Here is a 21,319-nt window from a genome sequence, read left to right on the forward strand (position 1 = left end):
ATGAAAAATTCTGTTAATAAGGATACCTATTTAGCTGACTGGATTTCCGGCGAATTGACCGATGATAAATTGAAGGGCTTAATCTCCAAAGATGAATTTGATTCATACATACTTGTAAGAGATAGTATTTCCGGCATGCGGTCTTTTTCTCCCGACATTGAATTGGCATATGCTCAGCTTAAAGATGTAAAACGGTTAAATTTACCTAATAAATTTCAAGCCGGTAAATCATTAAGGTTATACTACACATCCGCAGCAGCTATTATACTTCTTTTTGTTACTTTGGCATCTTATCATTACGGCATATTTGGTACAAAGAATTTTTCTACCTCTTCTGCCTCAAGAGAGCTTGCTATAGGGAAAAACATTTCAATGTTTATTTACCAAAATACTTCTATTAGCCAAAATGCCCCGTTATATAATGAAAAAGAAATAACACTTGATTACGGGAAGGTATATTTTGAAGTCAGGAAAGGGCAGATGTTTAAAATTAACACAGATAAAGGCTATGTAATGGTCTTAGGGACTAAATTTATAGTTGAATCTATGGGAGATATACTAAACGTTAAGTGTTATGAAGGCAGGGTAAAGGTAAGCCATAATGCTTTAGAGTATATTGTTGACTCCGGACAGGAATTCAATTCACAATATAAAAATGTGAAGGCTTTAAAAGAACCGTCACACCCTGATAATATTGAAAGCGGGTTATACTATAAATTCAGGGGCTCATATATTATTGATGTTGAACTATTTCTTGAAAAAAATTATCAGGTAGAAATTACTTTCCCAAAAGAGATGCAATATCAAAAGTTTACGGCAACTTTGCCTAAAAATGATCTGGAAAGATGCTTACGCTTAATTGCAAGTTCATTTCATTTAAAATATGTAATTAAGGATGATCAGGTCATTTTTAAAGAATAAAATGGTAGCTGTCTTTTTATTTCAGGTATTTGTAGCTTACGGGCAGGAAGTAAAAAAGACATTACTATTTAAAAGCGGTAAAACTGCCGATATACTTAAAGAAGCTGAGACTGTCTTCGGGGTTTATTATTCTTATGCTGACAGCTTATTATCTGATAAGTATTTAGAACTAAAAGAAAATAAAATTACATTAACAGAGTTTCATTTAATCCTGTTAAAAGATAATAACCTTAGTGTAATTCATATTGATGATAATATGTATGCACTTATTGCTAAAGAGGAAGATAAGGCTTTAGTGTTATCAGAAATTGTAATTAACGGTTATTTGCTTAATACCATAATTAAAGACTGGAAGAAAACTACATTGTGCTCTTTTAACAGTGAAGTATTACCAGGAGTAAGTGATTTTGATGTCCTTAGGGCTTTTCAATACCTGCCGGGCGTAAAGAGCCCCAACCAAACATCAAGCGGATTGTATGTTAAAGGAGGAGGGCCCGATCAGAATTTACTTTTATGGAACAAAATAAAGATTTACCATCCCGGCCACTTATTTGGGATGATATCACCTGTAAACCCTCAAATAGTAGATGAGGCAGTAATGTACTCTGCCGTAATACCTGCAGAATTGGGCTCAAGAACTTCATCTGTTGTCGAGCTCAAGTCAAACAGTATAAGCACTGCTGATAAATCGTTTAATCTTGGTATTGATATGCTTCATGCCGATTTGTCACAAAAAACTCTTTTTTATAAAGACAAAATAGGTATTATATATTCATTTAGAAAATCGTTAGCACCTTTCTTTACCACTCCCACTTATGAAAGTTATACCGAAAAAGTCTTTCAAAACTCTGGTTTTTCTCTTAATGACAAGCGAAACAATTTTGATTTTTGGGATGGTGCAGTTGTAATAGATTATTCTATTACTGATAAAACTAAATTATCTTTTTCGTCTATATACATAGGGAATAATTTAGACTTCGAAGGCCTCTCTTCACAGTCAGAAAAGCAGGGTCAAAAAATGGAAATCGAAAATTTTGGCTCCAGTATTCAGATATGCTCTGAATTAACTGGAAGATTACATTTTTGTTCTGCAATTCAGCTTTCAGGTTATGATTTTTATTATAACCGGCGGGTTGATAAAGAAATCAGGACTGATACATTTTTAAAGGAGAATGAGGTGTTGGATATAACAGCAGATTTGTCTTTCAGATATAAGGCTTCAGACTTTGTGAGTTTTCATGCTGGATATCAGTTCTCCGGTTATTCTATAGCGCATATGATACGCAATGACAATGAAAATTTCGGATTTACACTATCACAAAAAAATGAGAATATAATCTCTAACAGCACTACTGTTACGGCTGATATAAAGAAAAATGATTTTGAAATTCAGGCAGGCTCGCGGTTTACATTTAATGCATTGACGCCACTTTTGTTCGAGCCGCGATTTAATTTTACCTACATATTAAATGAGCATTTACAAACATTTATTGTGTATGAAAGAAGAAGCCAGTTATTGCAGCAAATTAACGAAAATGCGGCCGGTGATATCAGTTTAGAGAATTACATTTGGGTGCTTTCAGATGATAGGTTAATCCCCGTTATACTTTCAGATCATTTTCATCTCGGGGCTTTGTATAAAAGAAACAAATTTGTATTTGATATTGACATTTATTTTAAAAAGACAGATGGCATTACCAGCTTCTCTAATGGGGTTGTTTTTTCTTCTACTGATTTATCAGGAGGTTTAGCATCCTTGTCTAACGGATATAATATCAGTAAGGGAATTGATTTGTCGTTACAGAAACAAATATCAAAATTTAAATTCTGGACAAGTTATTCTTTCTTAAACTCTAAAAATAAAATTAAAGGAGTTAATAATGATAACTACTTTAATTCTAATGGTAATATTGCACATTCTGTAAATGTAACCGCCAGTTATCAGTTCTCATCTTCTTTTATAACGCTTGGATGGTTTTGGAGCTCCGGCAAGCCCTATAGTGTACTGGCTGAAAATAATTCTCTGGTTTCGATAAATGACAGGAGGTTGGCAGATTTTCATTCTCTGGATTTTTCTTTGCTGCATACTATTGTAAATAATGATAATTACAACCTCAGAGCGGGTATTTCGCTAAACAATCTTTACAATAATAAAGTTGTTATTAACAAAGAAATATCGAGATTGTATGAAACGAGCATCGACCTTGCTAACCCAAGATATAAAATCTCAGATTATTATTCGTTAGGGTTTACTCCAAATGTATTTTTTAAGCTTTCAATTTAGTCAGGTGCTTTTTACATCTGTAAATAAATGGGTTTTATGATTTACTGAATGTCGGTTTGTGCCGCTTAGGAACACAAAATTTGGTTATTATTCCCTATTTTTGATTTTTAAAGCTAAAGGCACTTAATGAAGAAGATAGCATTGCTTATACCACTTTTATTCTTACAATCCTGCCAATGGTTCGATGCCAAGGCTCCCGATAAAGAGGAGCTTTTGCAGCAGCGCCTTAATGAAATCAACTGGAATGAGGTGAGCAGCTATCCTTCTGTTGCAGAATGTAATGTTATTATTGATAAAGAACAGCGTAAAGAGTGCTTTTTTGAAACTATGGCAAGGCTGGTTCAGGAACGGCTGGATAACGACACTATTAGTATGCTGTACCCGGGGCTGGATACCATTAAGGTGAAAGTAAAAGTATATGCAGACGCAAGGCTTGAGTTTGAGCCTGGCTTTGAAAAAGACAGCGTGCGTTATGATACTGTAGTTATTGACAGTATCATTAAAAGCCGCCTGGTAAACTTCCCTCCTGTAGAGCCTGCCCAAAAAGAAGGCGTTCCTGTTACGACAGAGTTTATACTGCCGGTAGTACTTAATGTTAATTAGGGCTTGATTTAAATCTGAAAACATAATAACTGCCTATGGTAACAGGCAATACTGTGTTTAAAAGCCATATTAAAGTTACAGTAAGTGCCACAATCCACTCATTAACGCCAAGGATCCCGAAAAAATAAACTGCCACACTGCCCTTAACGGCAAAATCAAGAAACTGGAAAGAAGGTAACGATGAACCCAATAAGTACGTACCTGCAATGGCGGCCATCAAAAGCGGATAGGAAAGATTAACATCAAAAGCTAAATACAAAAAAAAGTACTGGTGCATAAGAACGGTGTAGCGTAACAGCGCTAACAGTATATTCTTGCGGTGTACGCTTTTAGGCAGGCTGTTTATTTTTTCTCCCAGCTTACCGAATGAATATCCTTTCACAGTTATATTCCGGCTCATAAAAACGGTTAGAAAAAGCGCAACGATAACACCCAAAGTCAGTAACACTGCGTTGGTAGAAAAAACAGGATGTAAGCTGTTAAGTATAACAAGCCCTGTTATTCCGCCCGCAACAGCAAACAAAAGCTGGATGCCATTACAAACCAGGTTCAGGAAAATAATGGTTTTAGTTTGTGCTTTGCTGTAATATAAAGCTTTTGCGGCATATTCGCCAATACCGTTTGGAGAGAATAGCGCTACGGTAACTGCAGCAAGCACTTCTTCTGTAGCTTTGGCTAATTGGGTTTGCCTTACAGTAGCTGCGAGGTTCTGCCATTTCAGTATTTCAATAAAGCGGTTTAAAAAGGTCAGTATTACTATTCCCGATAGTAAGCCTACAGGCTTTTTTTGTGTCAGCACAGTGGTAAACTGCTCCCAATCGGGACTATCCTCTCCGGTAAGGCGGTTGTAAATAAAATAAAATGCACCGCCCACTACCAAAATTTTGATAATAACCGTAAGTAATTGTTTAGCTTTGCGTGACAGCATGGCTGCAAAATAAAGAAATTAAATTGGCACACGAGCGTATTATATTAGGAATTGACCCCGGCACTACCATTATGGGCTTTGGCCTTATAAAGGTGGAAAACAAAACCATGCGCTTTTTGCAGCTCAACGAACTACAGTTGGGCAAATATGATGACCATTACGTAAAGCTGAAAGTAATTTTTGAACGCACCATAGAACTTATAGATACCCACCACCCGGACGAAATAGCAATTGAAGCGCCTTTTTTCGGGAAAAACGTTCAGAGTATGCTAAAGCTAGGCAGGGCACAAGGCGTGGCTATGGCGGCGGGGCTTTCGCGCCAGATACCCATAACCGAATATGAGCCTAAGAAGATAAAAATGGCAATTACAGGTAACGGTAATGCCAGTAAAGAGCAGGTAGCGAAAATGCTGCAGCAATTACTGAATATAGGTGAGTTGCCTAAGAACCTTGATAGTACTGACGGACTCGCCGCAGCAGTTTGCCATTTTTTCAATTCAGGAAAAAAAATTGCCGGTAAAAGCTATAGCGGCTGGGATGCTTTTATAAAGCAAAACGAAGGCAGGGTAGTAGCCCCTTCGGTAAAAGGCAGTTTAAAAAATGGAGGCTAAAAGCTCACATACACACACTAATACCGAAACTGCGGGTATTTATATCCACATACCGTTTTGCAGGCAGGCTTGCTATTATTGCGATTTCCATTTTTCCACCTCGCTTAAAAAACGGGAAGAAATGGTAGTGGCACTGGCTAAGGAAATAGCCCTGCGCAAAAGCGAATTGGGCACTGTTGCCATACAAACCATTTATTTTGGCGGTGGTACGCCTTCAGTACTTTCAGATGCAGAAATTATCTTTTTGATCGATGCGGTGTATAGCTCTTTCAAAGTTACCGATGATCCTGAAATAACCCTTGAGGCCAACCCTGACGATTTATCTGCCGGGCGTATAAAAGCGCTTTCAACAACACCCGTAAACAGGCTGAGTATTGGCATACAATCCTTTTATGAGGAAGACCTGCGGCTCATGAACCGGGCACACAACGCTGAGCAGGCGGCAGTTTGCATTGCAGAAGCCACTACATATTTTGACAACATTTCTATCGACCTTATTTACGGAATACCTGATATGAGTAATGAGCGCTGGCTTACCAACGTTGATAAGGCACTGTCTTTCGGCGTGCCGCACATATCCAGCTATGCCCTTACGGTAGAACCAAAAACGGCACTGCATACTTTTATAAAAAAAGGAATAATTGCACCGCCAAGTGACGAGGCGGCACAAAAGCAGTTCCTGCTGCTTGCCGACAGGCTGCAGGAAAACGGGTTTATACATTATGAACTTTCTAATTTCGGGAAACCGGGATTCTTTTCGCAAAACAATACGGCCTACTGGCTCGGTAAAAAATACCTGGGTATAGGCCCTTCGGCACACAGCTATGATGGCAGCACCCGTAGCTGGAATATAGCCAACAATGCCTTATATCTGAAATCTGTAGAAAACGGTGAACTACCTTTAGAACGCGAAACCCTTAGCCGTAACGATAGGTATAATGAGTATGTAATGACGGGGCTGCGCACCATTTGGGGTGTTTCTTTACAAAAGGTTGAAAAGGATTTTGGCGGCAACTATCATAAATACCTCTTACAACAGGCGGCGCCTTACTTAAATGAGGAATTGCTGATAGTTGAAGATGATACCTTAAAAGCCACGCGCAAGGGTAAATTTCTTACCGATGGCATTGCCAGCGACCTGTTTTTCATAAATTTGAAGTAGCAATATAATCCGGCAATTACATGACAGCAACTATATCCTGTAACGGTACATCTTTTACAGTTAACCTTTCAGAGCCTATAGATATTTCAATACCGCTTTCGGCAACAGAAAATAACCCTGTAGCTTGGTATATAGATAAGCCCGTAATAGAGCCTGTTAAAATGGGCGACTGGACAGGCAAAGTCAGCGAAGGGGCAACCACCAACTTTAATAATATCTTCTTTAACCCGCACGGGCACGGTACCCATACTGAATGTTTGGGACACATAACCAAAGATTTTTTCAGCATAAATAATGCGCTTACAACATTCTTTTTTGTGGCAGAACTTGTTTCGGTATCGCCCGAACAGCAGGGAGAAGATCATGTTATAACCAAAATACAGATAGAGCAGGCGCTGAACGGCAAAGCACCTGAAGCGATTATAATCCGTACTTTGCCTAATGATGCAGCCAAGCTGCACAAAAACTACAGCCACACCAATCCGCCGTATCTTGAAGAGGCTGCTACGGATTATATAAGAAGTTTGGGAATAAAGCACCTTTTAATTGACCTGCCGAGCGTTGATAAGGAAAAAGATGAAGGAAGGCTGCTTGCCCATAAAGCATTCTGGAATGTAAAAGATGTTAATGACCTTAATGCCGATGCCCGGCATGATGCCACAATTACCGAAATGGTATTTATACCTGATTCCGTTACAGATGGTACTTACCTGCTAAACCTGCAGATAGCCCCGTTTGTAAATGATGCCTCGCCAAGTAAACCTATTTTATACGCAATAGAATGAAAACATTATTAAAACTTGAAGAATTAGCACTGTTCGGGCTGGGGATTTATCTTTTCAGTCGGCTCGATTTTGAGTGGTGGTGGTTTTTGGCTCTCATACTTACCCCGGATATTGGTATGCTGGGTTATGCTTTTGGTAACAAAGCAGGCGCATGGGGTTATAACCTTTTTCATCATACAGGTGTAGCCATTGCCATATATTTAGCAGGGGTTTATCTCGATAATCAAATCGTTATGTTAACAGGCATAATACTGTTCTCCCATTCCCGAATGGACAGGTTTGCAGGTTATGGATTAAAATACGAGCAGGGTTTTAAATTTACCCATTTAGGTAACCTGGATAAGCAGCCTGAAAAATAATATATCATGGATATACAAAACTTTTATGATTACTGCCTTTCCATGAAAGGCGTTACAGAGCATTTTCCTTTTGATGAAGACACACTTGTTTTTAAGGTGGGCGGTAAAATGTTTGCGCTTACATCTTTAACAGGCTGGGAGAATAATAACCCTTCGGTTAACCTGAAATGCGAACCCGAACGTGCACTTGAGCTTCGCGCCGAGTATGATGGTATTAACCCAGGCTACCACATGAGTAAGGTGCATTGGAATACTGTTACCGTAAACAGTGATGTACCGCCGGCTTTACTAAAAGAACTTATAAAACACTCCTATGATTTAATATTTGCCAGCCTTACTAAAAAGTTGCAGGCAGAAATTGGGAGCTGATTTAAAATGTCCCTACAACACCTATTCTATTATTGCCAAAAGTAAGATTCCAGGATACTTTTTTCTTATCATCGGGCGTGTAGCTTTCTTTTGCCTTCAGGTACTTATCTATACTTTCCACTACAAGTACACTTAAACCCATGCCCACGCCAACATCAGAAAGCCAATGCGCGCCGTTCCACACTCTTGAAGCCGGTGTTATGAGCCCTACAGTATAAATGCCCGCCTTAACCCACGGATTTTTAAATTGCTTACTAATCGCATAAGCTGTCGTAAAGCTGAGCATGGCATGGCCGGATGGAAAGGAATGGTCTCCCGCATCACTTGAGAATGGGCTAAAATGGAATGGGCCACGCTCTTTATCAGGTCTCGACCTTCCGGCTATGTTTTTTATGGCTGTTTGCATTATGCCCGAAGCGGCTGCTGACGAGAATAGGAGTACTCCGGTTTTCCTGAACTTTTCATTATTGCTGATAACCCCGAAAAGATATACCGAGCCTGTAAAGGCATAATTATACCCCGGGCTTCCCATAGACCATCCTATATCGTTAAGCGTTTCGGGCATATCTTCTTTCTGCCTTCTCATAAAGCTGCTTGTTTCCCTGTCAGAAGCAAAAAGAATGGCACTCCCAGCAGCAAACCCACCAATGGTTGCCAGGTCATCTTTTTTCCAGCGCAAAGGACCGGTATATACATGTATAACGCCGCCACCCATATAAAATGCATCCTGTTTTAAACGTTGCCATACAGTAGTTTTTGTATTAATACTGTCGGCTGCTTTAATTGTGTCCTGTGCAGCTGCGCTAAAAACTGAAAAAAGCAGGGTTACCCCTGCTGTAATTGTTTTAAGTACATATCTGTTCATTATAAAAGTCTTTATCGTGTAGTAAATATACGACAAATACCTATATAGAAATTACATTACGCTTTTCTGCTTTTCAGAAAAAGCATCCGCCTGCATTTGCAGCATCTCTTTTGCCTTATCTTTTTTGTAGTTGTATAATTCCCTGTCCTGTCTTATTTCGGCATACACATCGTCATAAATGCCTGCATCTGTAGTGCGCATCAGTTCACGCTGGTAAGTGTTTTGCAGCAGGTTTGTTTTTAGGGCTGTTTCGGCATCTTCCAGTTTAAAGTCATATTCACTCTTAGGCGAAAGCAGCTTTGCAATTATAGGAGATGTTTCTATAGCAAGAAACAGCAGCATTATAAAGAAAGATGGCAGGAAAGGGAGTTTGTTAAGTGCATTTATCCGTGCCATAAGTCCGTCAAAATTATCTATAACGGGTTGTGTTTCGTCAATTTTTTTGTTCAGCCCGGCTTCAAGTGTGGCAGCTTCTTTTTCTTTAGCAGCTATTTTGGCAAGGTTGTTTTTGCGTAATGTGTCAAGCTGCGCCAATGCAGCATCGTGTTTTTCGCGCTTTTCTTTATAAACAGGCCCTTTGCCCAGCTTCATAGTGCCTTTTGTGCCTTCGGCTTCGGTAATATAGGTGCTGTACAGGCTGTTTACTTCTTTTTCCTTATAGGTAATTTCAGCTTTAAGGCTGTCTATGGCGGCTTTGTTGCGCGATAAATCTCCGGCATAATAATCAGATACCTGCTTTTTATTTGCCATTGCCAGTTCGTTTTTTTCCTTCAGCAAAACGGTGTCAATTTCTTTCTGGAAAATTTTTATTTCAAGCGGCTTAGAAATTACAATGGCAATAATAACCGCAAGGATAATACGCGGGGTAGCCTGCAGCAGTTCCTGGCCAAAACGTTCACGCTTCCGGATTGTGGAAACAATAAACCTGTCGAGGTTAAAAATGAGCAGCCCCCACAGCAACCCGAAAAAGGCTGCGGTATAAACATTGTCAAAAACTGTATAGAGTGCATAAGAGGCGGCAAGCCATGCCATTAATGCCGTAAAGAAAACAGTGGCGCCAATACCGGCATATTTGTTTTGTTCTCCGTTAGAGCAGCCTTCAATAATGGCTTTATCGGCCCCGGAGCAGGTAATAAAAAAACGCTTAAGCATGATGATTGATTTTGATTGATGATTACCACAAATATAACGCGTTTTTGCTGCTGATGTTGTAATTGTTTGATATAATCACATTTAACAAAAAATCCGCCACAATGGGCGGATTAGTTTTAGTTTTTAATGTTTATTGAAATGGGCAGGTTATAGCTTACCCGCACCGGTTCGTCTTTAACTTCGCCGGGTATCCATTTTCCGCTAGTCTCGTTAATTATAGAAATAATGTTTGTACTCAGTTCTTCATTTGGTGAGCGCAGTATCTTTACATCTGATACACTTCCGTTAACCTCTACAACAAAACTTACATAAACGCGATGGGTACCGTCAGGCAGTTTTGGCAGTACCAGGTTTTTATTTACAAACTCATAAAATCCTGCCATTCCGTTTTCTTTGAATTTGGGTTGTATGGTAACTTCATTTCCCTTATATATAAGGTTGTCTTCATTCCCCATTTTAGAAGTGATATCACCGTTTATGCTTGTTGGGTTTACACCCGGTTTCTCTTTTATATAATCAACCTTCGTGGCTTCATTTCCGTTTTCATCTACATAGGTAACAGTAAGCTTACGGTATTTTGCATCTGGATCCCAGTCTGCAATACCCTGATGGTCCTGTTTAAGCTGCTCCATCTCATTATCGCTCACCATACTGTTTTCAATCTTTCTAATCCTTTCCGGTGCTATGCCTTTAATTTCATTAATAAAAACTTCAGATGGTTGCTGCTTTGCTGTAGCATCTTTCTTTACTACATCTTTAATAGTAACAGGCCTGTTATTATCATCGGTGTACTTTACAGTAACAATGCCAAACTCTTTATAGCTGCCATTGTATTTACCCGGATTCGCCTTTTTAATAGAGTCGTGCTGCTGTTGTGTAATGCTGTTCACTTCAATGCTCCTTACCTGTTTAGAAGGTATATCGGCAAGCTTTTGCTGCGCAATAACTTCTTCAGTACACATAAACCCAAGCATGAGCGCTATTACAGGTGCAATGCCTATTTTAAGCATGGCAGCCTTTGTTTTGTTGGTAGATTTTGTCATCATAAGTAATCGTTTTTTAGTTATAGAAAAGTTGAGGTTGCTTGCCAGTGCAAGCGTAGCGCCGGATGCTTTTTGCACCAGCAGGTTTTGGTAATAAGCAGCGTTGCTGGTAGTATGTACTACCTGCTCATCTGCAAGGAATTCATGATTTAGTCGGATGGATCGGCCGTACAGGTAGAATAATGGGTTGAACCAAAATATGGTTTTAAGCAGTTCGATGAATAATATATCAAGTGTGTGGCGTTGCCTTACGTGGGTAAGCTCGTGCGTGTAAAGCTCTTCTTCAATAAGTCCGTTTTCATATTCTTCACGGCTCACAAAAATGTAATTTAAAAATGTATGTGGCAGCACCCTTTCATCAAGCAGTACCAGTTTTGCGGCACCAAACGGTATTTTAGTATTTAGCCTTATTTTTTTCAGGAAGCTGTTTATATTAAAAGCAAACCTGATAAACAATGCAAGTGTTACCGACAGATAAGCAATTGTAATGAGCAAAGGGAGCATGCTTTCCTTTGGTTGCACCTGTGGGGCCGCTGTAGCGGCCGTAGTTCCTGTATCCTGAAAGCTGACAGGAATAACTTCTGCTTCTATATAAACGGGAATGGTTATAAATGGTAGTAACGCCGAAAAGGCAAGCGCAAACAACAGGTAAAAGCGGTTAAACCTGTGCATTTTTTCACGCTCAAGCGCCAGGTGGTACAGTACAAGCAATACCAGCAGGCTTATGGCCGATTTAATTATGTAAGCTGTCATTGTTTTTTCTTTTCCAGTTCTCTGTCTATCACGCTGCGGAGTTCTTCAAGTTCCTGTGCCGAAAGGTTGGTTTCTTTGGTAAAGAAAGAAGCAAACTGTGCGGCAGAGTTATTAAAGAAGCTTTTAATCATTCCGTTTACCTGCTTGCTGAAGTAATCGGATTTTTTTACCAACGGGTAATATTCACGGCTTTTGCCATACTCGGTATATCCCACAAAACCTTTTTCGGTCATGCGTTTCAGCAGTGTTGCCACGGTTGTTGTGGCGGGCTTGGGTTCAGGAAACATATCCAGCAGGTCTTTCATAAATGCTTTTTCCTGTTTCCACAGGTAGTGCATCAATTGCTCTTCGGTTTTGGTTAACTGCATCTTCTACAACTTTAGAGTTATCTCTACAAATGTAGAATAAAAACCTTATAAAACAAGTTTTCAGAAAGATAAATTCTTTTTAAAAAGCTGGTTATAAGCGATGAGGTGCTATTTAAGCCACGAAATATCAGTGCCGGCAGCTATTTCTTCGGCCGGCTTTTCCTGCCTGAAAAGCCTTGCAGGCAGTTCCCCCTTCAGGGTAATGGTACTGCCGTTTACGTCAAGCCAACTGCCTTCTCTGAGTCCGAGTACAGGCTGGGTGTTGAACTGGTGAAACTCATTTATCCTTGTTTCGCGCGTTTCGCCCATGTGGGTAGAGCCGGGAACAGGATCTAAATAATGCGGGTTAATATTAAAAGGTACTACACCTAATGTAAGGAAGCTGGGCGGATAGATGATGGGCATATCATTAGTTGTTTGCATGGTTAGTCCGCAAATGTTACTGCCTGCACTGGTGCCAAGATAAGGAGTCCCCGCTTTTACAGCTTTTTCTATTGCTGCCATAGCGCCTGTTTTATACAGTTGCGAAACCAGAAGAAAGGTATTGCCGCCTCCGGTAAAAATCGCTTCAGCATCTTTAATTGCTGCTGCGGTATCTTCATACTCATGCAACCCTGTAACGCTTATGCCGATAGCTGCAAAGGTTTCGGCTGCTTTTTTGGTATAATCCTCATGGCATATGCCGCCCGGGCGTGCATAAGGCACAAACAGCAACGATTTGCAGTTGCCGAAATGTTCGCGTAATGTTGGGAGTAAATAATCGAGGTAGCTGCCACCGTGCAAAGTAGAAGTGCTTGCAATAATAATTTTTTTCATCCGTTAATTATTCTTGTAAGAAAAGGTAAAGTTACGCCATTTAATGCAGCTTCGCCTGCTGTAAAGCGCCCTTTTTGAACCATTACCTTATAAAAACCAACCCCTTTGAAAGAAGCCATCCTGATTATTGCTTTCTTATGCTGCCACCATGCGGCCTTTTCACAACAGAAACTGCTTAAAGGCAGGGTTACTTCGGCATTTGAGGATGTGGCAGGTATATACATAATTAACCGCAATACCGAAGCTGATACCGCTACAGATAATCAGGGATATTTTGCCCTGCCTGCAAATGCCGGCGATACTCTTATTTTTGCTTCAGAACGTTTTGAAAAGTTTCGGTGTGTGGTAACCCAAGAAGATATTTTGCATTCTTTAAGGGTAATGCTCAAGCCAAAAGTGCAGGAGCTTAAGGAACTGGTTATTAATGATTACAGCCATATCAACGAGGAGTCTTTAGGACTGGTGCCTGAAGGGCAGAAGCAATACACACCTGCCGAACGCAGGCTGGCTACTGCTTCATATTCTAAAATGAACCCAATGGGTCTGGATCCGGTAATTAATCTGATATCCGGCCGTACAGCCATGCTTAAAAAAGCTTTTGAAACTGAGAAGAAAGAAACACTTATACAAAATATTGAGGCACTTTACACAAATGAGGAAATTATTGCTAAATTTAATATACCGCCCGATTATGTAAAGGGGTTCCTGTTTTATGCCGCAGATAATAAGTATCTTGCCCAGGCGCTGAAAGCCGGCAATAAGGAAAGGATTGCCTTTTTACTTGCGGGGCTTGCCGAAAACTATTTAAAATTACTGAATGATGAATAATAAGCTGCTGCTGTTGCTGTTAAGTTTCTTTACTACTCTTGCCTATGCTCAGGAAAGACAGATGTTTTCAGGCAAAGTGCTCCTTGATAATGTTGGCCTTAATGATGTGTATATTATAAATGCTTCGGCACAGGCCGAAACCAAAACCAACACATCAGGCTCTTTTACTATAGTGGCACAGCCGGGAGATAAGCTCGTAGTCTATAGCTCAAAAATTATTAAACGGGAATTTGTTTTAAATGAGGACTCGTTTAAAAAGCAGCCTTTTATTATTACCGTAAACGCGCAGGCCTATGAGCTTGATGAGGTTGTAATGGATAAAGACAGGAGTATAGATGCAGAGTCTTTGGGGATAGTGCCAAAAGGGCAAAAGCAGTACACACCCGCCGAGCGCAGGGTATTTACCGCTACAAGCGGACTTTTAGACCCTATTATAAATGCTATTAGCGGAAGGACTAAAAGGCTTAAAAATGAGGTTGAGGTTGAGAAAAAAGTAACGCTTCTGGATGATGTAAAATATGTTATTAAGGAAGATGAGATAATAAATGACCTTAAAATACCGGCAGAGTATGTAGAAGGCTTTTTATATTATGCCATAGAAAACCCGAAATTTAAAGAAGCTTTTCAGGATAAGAATTATAAGCTGGCACGATTTGTACTTAACGGGCTGGCGCCTGAATACCTGAAACTTATAGCGGAATAGTATTAATAAAAGCTGCTCCTTATCCTGCTTAATTTTCGTGACAGGTAATTAATCAGCATGTTATAATCTTTTACGGCAGTAAGTATCTCCATGTTATCTGCATCGGGGCTAACCTGCATCTTTAAATCCTGAATTAGCCTGCCCAGTAATAACCAGCGCAGGTCGGCAATATGCTCTCCTGTATAATTGGCTACCGACATCAGCTTGTCTTTTACCGGAATCTGCTTTTTTTCTTCCCATTCGTGCAGGTGGTATTTTTCATCCTGCATGTAAATATCTGCGGCTACCGACTGTAACTCCGGCGGCAGGGTATTAATAAAAGATTCTACCGAAAGGTCATGATTCTCTAAATAATAATTAATGATATAAGCATAAAGCTGTTTAAAGGCAGGGTTGGTAAACTCAATTTCATCTTCCTGAAGGTTAAGGTATACTCTTTCATAAACCCTGCAGGTTTTACGTTCGGTTTCTTCATATTCTTTCCCAAACTCATCATACTTTATGTAGATGTCCTCAAACTCCTGCTCTGTATTGCCATATAACAGCAGTATTTCGATGATCTTCCGCTCCAGCAGGTCCATTACATCCACCTTCTCCCTGGGCTGCTCAGGCGTATCTACAGGCTGCATGGCTTTGGCCTTTTGCTCTTCTTTCAGGCGTTTACCTGCATCGGCTATATCTTTTTGCACAAGTTGTGCCAGTGTGCTTACCAGCACCTGTTCGGATATATCCATAATATGGGCTGTTTCCTGAATATACACCTGCCTTTGGATGAGGTCGGGTATTTTGGCAATGCTAGTAACCATATCTCGGATAAGCCCCGCTTTTTTTACAGGGTCGTTCTTGGCTTCATCTACAAGCAGAGAAGCCTTAAACTGTATAAAATCTTTTGCGTTGTTTTTAAGGTAAGCTTCAAGTTCTTCATGGGTGCTTTTCTTTGCAAAGCTGTCAGGGTCTTCGCCTTCAGGAAAAGTACATACCTTAACGTTCATGCCTTCCTCCAGTATAAGGTCAATACCGCGTATGGATGCCCTTAATCCTGCCGCATCGCCGTCAAAAAGTACTGTAATGTTTTTTGTTAGCCTGTTAATAAGCCTTATCTGGTCGGGTGTTAAAGCCGTTCCCGATGAGGCCACAACGTTTTCTATACCTGCCTGGTGCATTTGTATAACATCGGTATAGCCTTCTACCAGGTAGCAGTTGTCCTGTTTGGCAATAGCCTGCTTAGCATGATATATGCCATACAGTACTTTGCTTTTATGGTAAATATCGCTTTCGGGGCTGTTAAGGTATTTTGCCGCTTTTTTATCATTACCCAGTATACGCCCGCCAAAGCCCAGCACGCGGCCCGACATACTTTGTATTGGGAACATTACCCTGCCCCTGAACCTGTCTACATGGCGGCCGTCTTCACGCGGAATGGTTAAGCCTGTTTTTTCGAGGTACTCCAGCTTATAGCCTTTGCCAAGTGCTTCTTTGGTAAAGGCATCCCAAACCTCCGGCGAATAGCCAAGCCCAAACTTTTTTATGGTATCTCCGGTAAAACCGCGTTCTTTAAAGTAGCTGTAGCCAATGCTCTGCCCCTCATCTGTAGTAAGCATGGTGTTATGGAAATACTTTTGTGCAAATTCAGAAACCAGGTACATGCTTTCCTTCTCGTTAGCCTGCTCTTTTTCGGCGTCAGACTGTTCGGTTTCTTCAATTTCAATATTGTATTTTTTGGCAAGATAGCGTATGGCTTCAGGGTAAGAGAAATGCTCATGCTCCATAAGAAAGGCCACGGCGTTCCCACCTTTTCCACTACTAAAATCCTTCCATATCTGCTTTACGGGCGATACCATGAACGAGGGCGACTTTTCATGCGTAAAGGGGCTTAACCCTTTAAGGTTGGTGCCCGAGCGTTTTAACTGTACAAAATCGCCTATAACCTCTTCCACCCGGGCAGTTTCAAATACGGCATCTATGGTGTTTTTGGTTATCAAGGCTTAAGCAGTTTAATGGTAAAACAGCAAAAATACAAAGTTTTACCATGTACCGGTAAAGTATTATTGCTTAAACGGGGAGAATTGATATTATATCAGTTCTGTCGTTTAGCAGCAGTTGCCACTGGTATGCATGCTGCCTTGCGGCTGTTGTTTACAAATTTTATAATGCTTTGCAGCATATCCCTATTCGGGTTGTCGTTTTCGTAAGCGCAACCCAGGTGCAGTTGCCCGTTTTCAAGATCTTCAAGGCATTTATTATATATCGCTTCCCGGCTTTGCAGGTGCTTAAGGCTAAGCGCTGTTACAATTTCCATCACGCAACGGTGCAATGATGGGTCGGCTATATAATGGCCTGCCTGCGCTTCATCATAATTTTGGCTGAAATTAAAATCTACCAGCTCAAATTCTTTATTGCGGAGCTTATCAAGCACCATTCCCGGCACTTTTGCAAAGCACTCTTCCTTATCATTCGGCAGGTCAAAATCGCCGTTATATACAAATGTTATGGTATAATTATCCATAGCAACGGGTTTATACTCAAAGGTACTTTTGCTTTGCCAAATGCATGTTTAGGTTATCTTAAACTTAGCCTAATTGTTATGTGTTTAATGCTTAGTGGTAATACATAAAAAAAGGCGTTCCCTGAGATCATGAGAACACCTTTTAACAAAAGTACAAAACTAACCCTTAACTCTTAATTGAAATCAAATCTTATGCCAAGAGACAAATTATTCTGATCAATTTCATTATTTGCAAATACCGGTTGTAAATCATATTTGGCATACAGGCTAAACTCGCCATAACCCACGTAGGCACTCACACCATATACAAAGTCGCTTACGTTAAAATCGCCTTTTTCTTTATGTTTTACTTTATTGCCGTCATCCTTATATTTAAGTATTTGTTTTTCTTTTACATTAAAGCCTGTGTAGCCACCTATACCCAAACGGAAACTTTTGTGTGACGGGAAATACATTTTATCGCCTGTTACCCTTTTTTTGGTAAAATCAAACTCAAGGTGTGCAGGGATAACAAGGTTTACATACCTAAGGCGTGCCACATCAAGTTCTCTGCCGGCATCTACAAGAATGGTTTTGCCATCTACGTTGTCAAACATCATGTTGTTGTCCGGGCGCAGGTTGTTGTATTGTAGCGAAAGGCCGTATTTTAAATGCAAAAGGTTGTTTGTTTTTAACAGCCTTGTGTTCCAGCTGATACCCCACTCATAAAAATCTGAACGCCACTTGTAGCCATCATTATCAATTTCGCCGTCAGTAACCAGCCTGTTTACACCAAGTGCAAAAACAAACTGAGAGGTAGTGCGCCTGTAAGCATAATCTTTAACCGCTGCAGTATCTTTTTTATTGCCGAATTTTATGGTAAACTCTTTTTTATCGTCTTCTATTTTTCCGTCAACTTTATCTTTTACAAGCTGGCTTAGCTTCTCTTCTTCGGCAGCAATACGGGTTTCTATATTGTTTGCACGTTTATCGGCAAACTCCTGCTTGCGCTTATTAGCTTCTTCCTGTGTAATTTCGTTGTTGATAAGCATATTGTTTACTTTATCAACTTCAACTTTAAGCGAGTCTTTTTCCTGCTTGGTAATGTTCTCAATGTTTTTAGAGATCTCCTCTACCTTTTCATTAAAAGTTTGCGCATTTAGCTTTGTTGCAAGCAGGCATAGCACTGCCACAACATAAAAAGTAACTGTTTTCATGTTTTTGATGATTTAAATATGTATTAGTGTTTTTTACTGATAATTCCTGTTTGCTACAGAAGTTTTTACGGCATTGTAATTTTTTATGGCTGAGTTAAGCACTTTGCTCCTGAAACTTTCGTTAAGTTCACCCTCCACAGATGAGAGCAGGGATTTAGAATCTACCTTTACAGATGTTTTAGCTGCACCTGCATTGCTTATACCGCTGTTGCTGTCGCCTTCTACAGATGCCAGCAGTTTACTTGCGCTTACAGATATACCGGATGCTTGTTCGGGTGTTGCTGCGGCCGCTGTGGCAGTATTGCTTACAGGAGCTGAAGGCTTAGTGCCTGCTGAAGTGCTACTGGCAAGAGCCAGGCTTGTACTGCTTGTTTTGCTGCTGTTAGCAGTATTTGTTCCGGCTACAGGTTGCGTAGCTTTTGCAGTTGCTTGTGGTGTACTATTGTAAGGATTTGCAGTTGCCGGGCTTTCCTCATTAGCGGTAACCGATACACCTGTATTTTTATTCTCATGGCTGCCTGAAGCGCTGTTTGGCGTGCTGCTGTGTGTTGAGTCGGTAGGTTGTGGCGTGGCTACAAAGGTGTCTTCTTCATTTATTATAATGTTGCCTTTGTTTTCTTTTTCAGCATTAAGCATTACTGCCCCCATCATTAAAAAGCCTGAACAAACTGCTGCAGCCCATAGCCAGTCCCTCCTCGGCTTCTTTTTAAGTTCTGCCGGGGCTGCCTGTTTCTCTTCGGCAACCGTAAGCATGGCATCAAGCCTGTCCCATGCCATAGGGCGGGGCTGTATGGTGCGCTCTGCAAGCTTCTCTTTTATCTGTTGTTCTAATTTACTATTCGGTTCCATTTTCATAATTCTTAAATTTGTTAACCTGCTCCTGAAGCATTTTGCGTGCATGCGACAGTTGCGATTTAGAAGTCCCCTCGCTGATACCCAGCATCTCTGCAATTTCCTGGTGCTTGTAACCCTCTATTGCATAAAGGTTAAAAACCATTTTGTAGCCATCCGGAAGGTTATCTATCAGCGTTTGTATATCCTCTACAGAAAAGTGGCTCTCAATGTTATTAAACGTGTCCTCTACATAAAACTCATCTTCCAGAAAGCCTGTCTTTTTTTGTACCCTAAGGCACGATATACATTCATTCACCATTATCCTCCTTATCCATCCTTCAAAGCTGCCTTTGTGCTCAAAGTTGCGCAGGTTGGTAAAAACCTTCATAAAAGCAGTAATCATAATATCTTCCGCCTGGTGCAGGTCTTTTATATACTGCCTGCAAACGCCAAGCATTTTAGGAGCATACTTGTTGTATATCTTTTGCTGGGCATGCCGGTTGTTTTCGGCTGCCTGGCGAATGATATCGCGTTCCTGCTCATGTAAGGCTATTACTTTCACAATGCTGTTTTTAATTGGTTGTTGCAAAGGCGGCTTCATATTTTATAACCGACTTCTATTAGCATAGACGAGCCATGTTTTAAAATGGTTGCACGCGGCTGTAAAAATATTGCATTTTTTTTGATTAAAGATTGTAATGTTCTGTTTTTGATTAGTTTATGTATAATAAAAAAGCCACCCGTTAAGGGTGGCTCTATGAAAAAGAATTGCGTATGTATTACTGCTTTATGAATTTTTGAGTAGAAACAGCTTTGCCTGACGTGGTGCTGATGATATAAACACCGCTTTTTAGTGATGCTACATTTAATACAGCTGTTTCAGCTTTAGGGTTACTTTGCATAACCTGCTGGCCTAAAGTGTTGTAAATGGTTATAGCATCTATAACTGTATTACCTTTTACAGCAACTATATCTGTAGCAGGGTTAGGGTAAACTACAAAAGCATTGTTAGTAAAAGTATCTGCAGAAGATACTTCTGTAGTGCTGAAGTACACATTATCTATATATACTGTAGATGTACCATTGCTTGAAAAAATAAGCTGTGCAATATGGTCGCGGTTAACAAGATTTACAAAATCATCAAGGTTGATGTTATAGGTAAGCCATGCATTTTGTTCAGGTGCATCAAATGTAAGCTCGTGCTCGGTATCGTCACCACCACCAAAAGCAGCGTCAGCGCCGAAATCTACCAGTTTAACACGTAGTTGTGTAAAGTCTGCCGACCATGCATTGAAGTTGAAATGCATCATATCGTTTATATCTATCTGCTGTGCAATAGTCTCTACACCTGCAAAGTTAAGGTTCACATACTTTTTAGTGTCATTGCCTTCTATCTGGATGTCTTCAAGTGTAGCAGCCGACCACGGTGTTAGCCATGTATCTACAGGAACGTTATCATATACGCCGCTGAATAGTGATATTACCTGGTTTTGTGGCAGGGTAGGGTCTGGTGCGGCAGTCATCGGCTCTTCAACCACAACCGTTTCATTACTAAAGTATACATTATCTATATACACAGTAGATGTACCGTTGCTTGAAAGGATAAGCTGAGAAATGTGGTCGCGGTTAATAAGGTTAACAAAATCATCAAGGTTTATGTTGTAGGTAAGCCATGTGCTTTGCTCTGGTGCATCAAACATAATTTCATGCTCTGTATCGTCACCACCACCAAAAGCAGCATCAGCGCCAAAATCTACCAGCTTAACACGTAACTGTGTAAAATCAGCCGACCATGCATTAAAATTAAAATGCGTCATGCCGGTAATATCTATTTGCTGGGCAATAGTCTCTATTCCTGCAAAATTCAGGTTTACATATTTTTTAGTATCGTTCCCTGCTATCTGTACATCCTGTAAAGCAGCAGAAGACCAAGGGGTAAGCCAGGTATCTACAGGAACGTTGTTGTACACACCGCTGAATAATGATATTACTTGCTCCTGTGGCAGGGTAGGGTCTGGTGCGGCAGTCATAGGTACATCATCCATTACTTCATCTACACCAAAGGTGATGTTGTCAAAATAAGCGATTGTACCATACGTTCTTGGGTTTCCGGAAAAATCAGGGAATACAACAACCTGGTCAAAAGGTTCTGCAAAAAAGCCGATTTGCGAAGAGAAATCAAATGTAAGTTCCTCCCATTGGTTTACAACAGTATCTGTCTCTTATACACACT

The 21,319-nt window shown here is 40.3% G+C and carries 22 protein-coding genes; 10 read left to right on the plus strand and 12 right to left on the minus strand.

The annotated features are described in order from the left end of the window. From Q0K96_RS08765 to Q0K96_RS08775, 3 genes are all read left to right on the plus strand, one after another. Complete coding sequence (locus tag Q0K96_RS08765; protein ID WP_297333627.1) at nucleotides 1–921, plus strand: FecR family protein; 921 nt, start codon at nucleotides 1–3, stop codon at nucleotides 919–921. A 1-nt stretch (nucleotide 922) separates the two neighbouring features. Continuing rightward, nucleotides 923–3,205 carry a TonB-dependent receptor gene (locus Q0K96_RS08770; protein ID WP_297333628.1) on the plus strand — a complete coding sequence of 761 codons (2,283 nt, stop codon included), beginning with the start codon at nucleotides 923–925 and terminating at the stop codon, nucleotides 3,203–3,205. Nucleotides 3,206–3,331: 126 nt separating this feature from the next. Then, nucleotides 3,332–3,808: a hypothetical protein gene (locus tag Q0K96_RS08775; RefSeq protein WP_297333629.1), complete on the plus strand. Its 477-nt coding sequence runs from the start codon at nucleotides 3,332–3,334 to the stop codon at nucleotides 3,806–3,808. Here the strand turns inward: Q0K96_RS08775 and Q0K96_RS08780 are convergent. Beyond that, a complete protein-coding gene (locus tag Q0K96_RS08780; RefSeq protein ID WP_297333630.1) occupies nucleotides 3,801–4,736 on the minus strand; it encodes a hypothetical protein in 936 nt (311 codons plus the stop codon). The two genes, Q0K96_RS08775 and Q0K96_RS08780, sit on opposite strands and share 8 nt — an antisense overlap. Before the next feature lie 23 nt (nucleotides 4,737–4,759). Between Q0K96_RS08780 and ruvC the strand changes: the two genes are divergently transcribed. From ruvC to Q0K96_RS08805, 5 genes are read left to right on the plus strand one after another with little or no spacing between them, the layout of a single operon-like run. Beyond that, a complete protein-coding gene (ruvC, locus tag Q0K96_RS08785; protein ID WP_297333647.1) occupies nucleotides 4,760–5,347 on the plus strand; it encodes a crossover junction endodeoxyribonuclease RuvC in 588 nt (195 codons plus the stop codon). Beyond that, complete coding sequence (gene hemW, locus Q0K96_RS08790; RefSeq protein ID WP_297333631.1) at nucleotides 5,337–6,509, plus strand: radical SAM family heme chaperone HemW; 1,173 nt, start codon at nucleotides 5,337–5,339, stop codon at nucleotides 6,507–6,509. Before ruvC ends, hemW begins: the two co-directional genes overlap by 11 nt. A 20-nt stretch (nucleotides 6,510–6,529) precedes the next feature. Beyond that, on the plus strand, nucleotides 6,530–7,294 hold the full coding sequence (locus Q0K96_RS08795; RefSeq protein WP_297333632.1) for a cyclase family protein: 765 nt from the start codon (nucleotides 6,530–6,532) through the stop codon (nucleotides 7,292–7,294). Continuing rightward, nucleotides 7,291–7,653, plus strand: coding sequence for a DUF4260 domain-containing protein (locus Q0K96_RS08800; protein WP_297333633.1), 363 nt, complete (start codon nucleotides 7,291–7,293; stop codon nucleotides 7,651–7,653). The genes Q0K96_RS08795 and Q0K96_RS08800 overlap by 4 nt, the downstream gene beginning before the upstream one ends. 6 nt (nucleotides 7,654–7,659) lie before the next feature. After that, a complete protein-coding gene (locus Q0K96_RS08805) occupies nucleotides 7,660–8,022 on the plus strand; it encodes an MmcQ/YjbR family DNA-binding protein (RefSeq protein ID WP_297333634.1) in 363 nt (120 codons plus the stop codon). A gap of 1 nt (nucleotide 8,023) precedes the next feature. Here the strand turns inward: Q0K96_RS08805 and Q0K96_RS08810 are convergent, their stop codons facing one another. From Q0K96_RS08810 to pepE, 5 genes are all read right to left on the minus strand, one after another. Beyond that, nucleotides 8,024–8,887, minus strand: a complete 864-nt coding sequence (locus Q0K96_RS08810) for a phosphatase PAP2 family protein (RefSeq protein ID WP_297333635.1) — start codon at nucleotides 8,885–8,887, stop codon at nucleotides 8,024–8,026. 51 nt (nucleotides 8,888–8,938) lie between these two features. Continuing rightward, on the minus strand, nucleotides 8,939–10,039 hold the full coding sequence (locus Q0K96_RS08815; protein WP_297333636.1) for a DUF4407 domain-containing protein: 1,101 nt from the start codon (nucleotides 10,037–10,039) through the stop codon (nucleotides 8,939–8,941). Nucleotides 10,040–10,155: 116 nt separating this feature from the next. Beyond that, nucleotides 10,156–11,835 (minus strand): M56 family metallopeptidase, encoded by a 1,680-nt coding sequence (locus Q0K96_RS08820; protein WP_297333637.1) that lies wholly within the window; start codon nucleotides 11,833–11,835, stop codon nucleotides 10,156–10,158. Further along, the gene (locus Q0K96_RS08825; RefSeq protein WP_297333638.1) at nucleotides 11,832–12,203 is read right to left on the minus strand and encodes a BlaI/MecI/CopY family transcriptional regulator; all 372 of its coding nucleotides are present in this window, start codon (nucleotides 12,201–12,203) and stop codon (nucleotides 11,832–11,834) included. Before Q0K96_RS08825 ends, Q0K96_RS08820 begins: the two co-directional genes overlap by 4 nt. Nucleotides 12,204–12,311: 108 nt before the next feature. After that, nucleotides 12,312–13,019, minus strand: coding sequence for a dipeptidase PepE (pepE, locus tag Q0K96_RS08830; RefSeq protein ID WP_297333639.1), 708 nt, complete (start codon nucleotides 13,017–13,019; stop codon nucleotides 12,312–12,314). A 105-nt stretch (nucleotides 13,020–13,124) separates the two neighbouring features. Here pepE and Q0K96_RS08835 point away from each other — a divergent pair, with 105 nt between their 5' ends. Together Q0K96_RS08835 and Q0K96_RS08840 are read left to right on the plus strand one after the other, a co-directional pair. Then, entirely contained in the window at nucleotides 13,125–13,847 is a 723-nt protein-coding gene (locus Q0K96_RS08835; protein WP_297333640.1) for a hypothetical protein, read from the plus strand. After that, nucleotides 13,837–14,550: a hypothetical protein gene (locus tag Q0K96_RS08840; RefSeq protein ID WP_297333641.1), complete on the plus strand. Its 714-nt coding sequence runs from the start codon at nucleotides 13,837–13,839 to the stop codon at nucleotides 14,548–14,550. The genes Q0K96_RS08835 and Q0K96_RS08840 overlap by 11 nt, the downstream gene beginning before the upstream one ends. A 2-nt stretch (nucleotides 14,551–14,552) precedes the next feature. Here Q0K96_RS08840 and dnaG read toward each other — a convergent pair whose 3' ends face one another. The 6 genes from dnaG to Q0K96_RS08870 all read right to left on the minus strand — a co-directional run bounded on the left by dnaG (nucleotide 14,553) and on the right by Q0K96_RS08870 (nucleotide 21,131). Continuing rightward, nucleotides 14,553–16,532 carry a DNA primase gene (gene dnaG / locus Q0K96_RS08845; protein WP_297333642.1) on the minus strand — a complete coding sequence of 660 codons (1,980 nt, stop codon included), beginning with the start codon at nucleotides 16,530–16,532 and terminating at the stop codon, nucleotides 14,553–14,555. A gap of 95 nt (nucleotides 16,533–16,627) precedes the next feature. Next, on the minus strand, nucleotides 16,628–17,056 hold the full coding sequence (locus tag Q0K96_RS08850) for a hypothetical protein (protein WP_297333643.1): 429 nt from the start codon (nucleotides 17,054–17,056) through the stop codon (nucleotides 16,628–16,630). Between the two features lie 173 nt (nucleotides 17,057–17,229). Continuing rightward, nucleotides 17,230–18,252, minus strand: a complete 1,023-nt coding sequence (locus Q0K96_RS08855) for a hypothetical protein (RefSeq protein WP_297333644.1) — start codon at nucleotides 18,250–18,252, stop codon at nucleotides 17,230–17,232. A 33-nt stretch (nucleotides 18,253–18,285) separates the two neighbouring features. Continuing rightward, nucleotides 18,286–19,107 carry a hypothetical protein gene (locus tag Q0K96_RS08860; RefSeq protein ID WP_297333645.1) on the minus strand — a complete coding sequence of 274 codons (822 nt, stop codon included), beginning with the start codon at nucleotides 19,105–19,107 and terminating at the stop codon, nucleotides 18,286–18,288. Continuing rightward, the gene (locus Q0K96_RS08865) at nucleotides 19,088–19,648 is read right to left on the minus strand and encodes an RNA polymerase sigma factor (protein ID WP_223054381.1); all 561 of its coding nucleotides are present in this window, start codon (nucleotides 19,646–19,648) and stop codon (nucleotides 19,088–19,090) included. Before Q0K96_RS08865 ends, Q0K96_RS08860 begins: the two co-directional genes overlap by 20 nt. A gap of 217 nt (nucleotides 19,649–19,865) precedes the next feature. Next, complete coding sequence (locus tag Q0K96_RS08870) at nucleotides 19,866–21,131, minus strand: T9SS type A sorting domain-containing protein (protein ID WP_297333646.1); 1,266 nt, start codon at nucleotides 21,129–21,131, stop codon at nucleotides 19,866–19,868. Nucleotides 21,132–21,319 lie beyond the last annotated feature (188 nt).

Source organism: Flavobacterium sp. (assembly GCF_024305175.1).
In the GTDB taxonomy this organism is placed as follows: Bacteria; Bacteroidota; Bacteroidia; order Flavobacteriales; family Flavobacteriaceae; genus Flavobacterium.

Bases quoted from the DNA above. Each gene is read 5' to 3' on its own strand.
- Q0K96_RS08765 (WP_297333627.1), top strand. From the start codon at position 1: ATGAAAAATTCTGTTAATAAGGATACCTATTTAGCTGACTGGATTTCC.
- Q0K96_RS08770 (WP_297333628.1), top strand. From the start codon at position 923: ATGGTAGCTGTCTTTTTATTTCAGGTATTTGTAGCTTACGGGCAGGAA.
- Q0K96_RS08775 (WP_297333629.1), top strand. From the start codon at position 3,332: ATGAAGAAGATAGCATTGCTTATACCACTTTTATTCTTACAATCCTGC.
- Q0K96_RS08780 (WP_297333630.1), bottom strand. From the start codon at position 4,736: ATGCTGTCACGCAAAGCTAAACAATTACTTACGGTTATTATCAAAATT.
- hemW (WP_297333631.1), top strand. From the start codon at position 5,337: ATGGAGGCTAAAAGCTCACATACACACACTAATACCGAAACTGCGGGT.
- Q0K96_RS08795 (WP_297333632.1), top strand. From the start codon at position 6,530: ATGACAGCAACTATATCCTGTAACGGTACATCTTTTACAGTTAACCTT.
- Q0K96_RS08800 (WP_297333633.1), top strand. From the start codon at position 7,291: ATGAAAACATTATTAAAACTTGAAGAATTAGCACTGTTCGGGCTGGGG.
- Q0K96_RS08805 (WP_297333634.1), top strand. From the start codon at position 7,660: ATGGATATACAAAACTTTTATGATTACTGCCTTTCCATGAAAGGCGTT.
- Q0K96_RS08810 (WP_297333635.1), bottom strand. From the start codon at position 8,887: ATGAACAGATATGTACTTAAAACAATTACAGCAGGGGTAACCCTGCTT.
- Q0K96_RS08815 (WP_297333636.1), bottom strand. From the start codon at position 10,039: ATGCTTAAGCGTTTTTTTATTACCTGCTCCGGGGCCGATAAAGCCATT.
- Q0K96_RS08820 (WP_297333637.1), bottom strand. From the start codon at position 11,835: ATGACAGCTTACATAATTAAATCGGCCATAAGCCTGCTGGTATTGCTT.
- Q0K96_RS08825 (WP_297333638.1), bottom strand. From the start codon at position 12,203: ATGCAGTTAACCAAAACCGAAGAGCAATTGATGCACTACCTGTGGAAA.
- pepE (WP_297333639.1), bottom strand. From the start codon at position 13,019: ATGAAAAAAATTATTATTGCAAGCACTTCTACTTTGCACGGTGGCAGC.
- Q0K96_RS08840 (WP_297333641.1), top strand. From the start codon at position 13,837: ATGATGAATAATAAGCTGCTGCTGTTGCTGTTAAGTTTCTTTACTACT.
- Q0K96_RS08850 (WP_297333643.1), bottom strand. From the start codon at position 17,056: ATGGATAATTATACCATAACATTTGTATATAACGGCGATTTTGACCTG.
- Q0K96_RS08855 (WP_297333644.1), bottom strand. From the start codon at position 18,252: ATGAAAACAGTTACTTTTTATGTTGTGGCAGTGCTATGCCTGCTTGCA.
- Q0K96_RS08860 (WP_297333645.1), bottom strand. From the start codon at position 19,107: ATGAAAATGGAACCGAATAGTAAATTAGAACAACAGATAAAAGAGAAG.
- Q0K96_RS08870 (WP_297333646.1), bottom strand. From the start codon at position 21,131: ATGGATGATGTACCTATGACTGCCGCACCAGACCCTACCCTGCCACAG.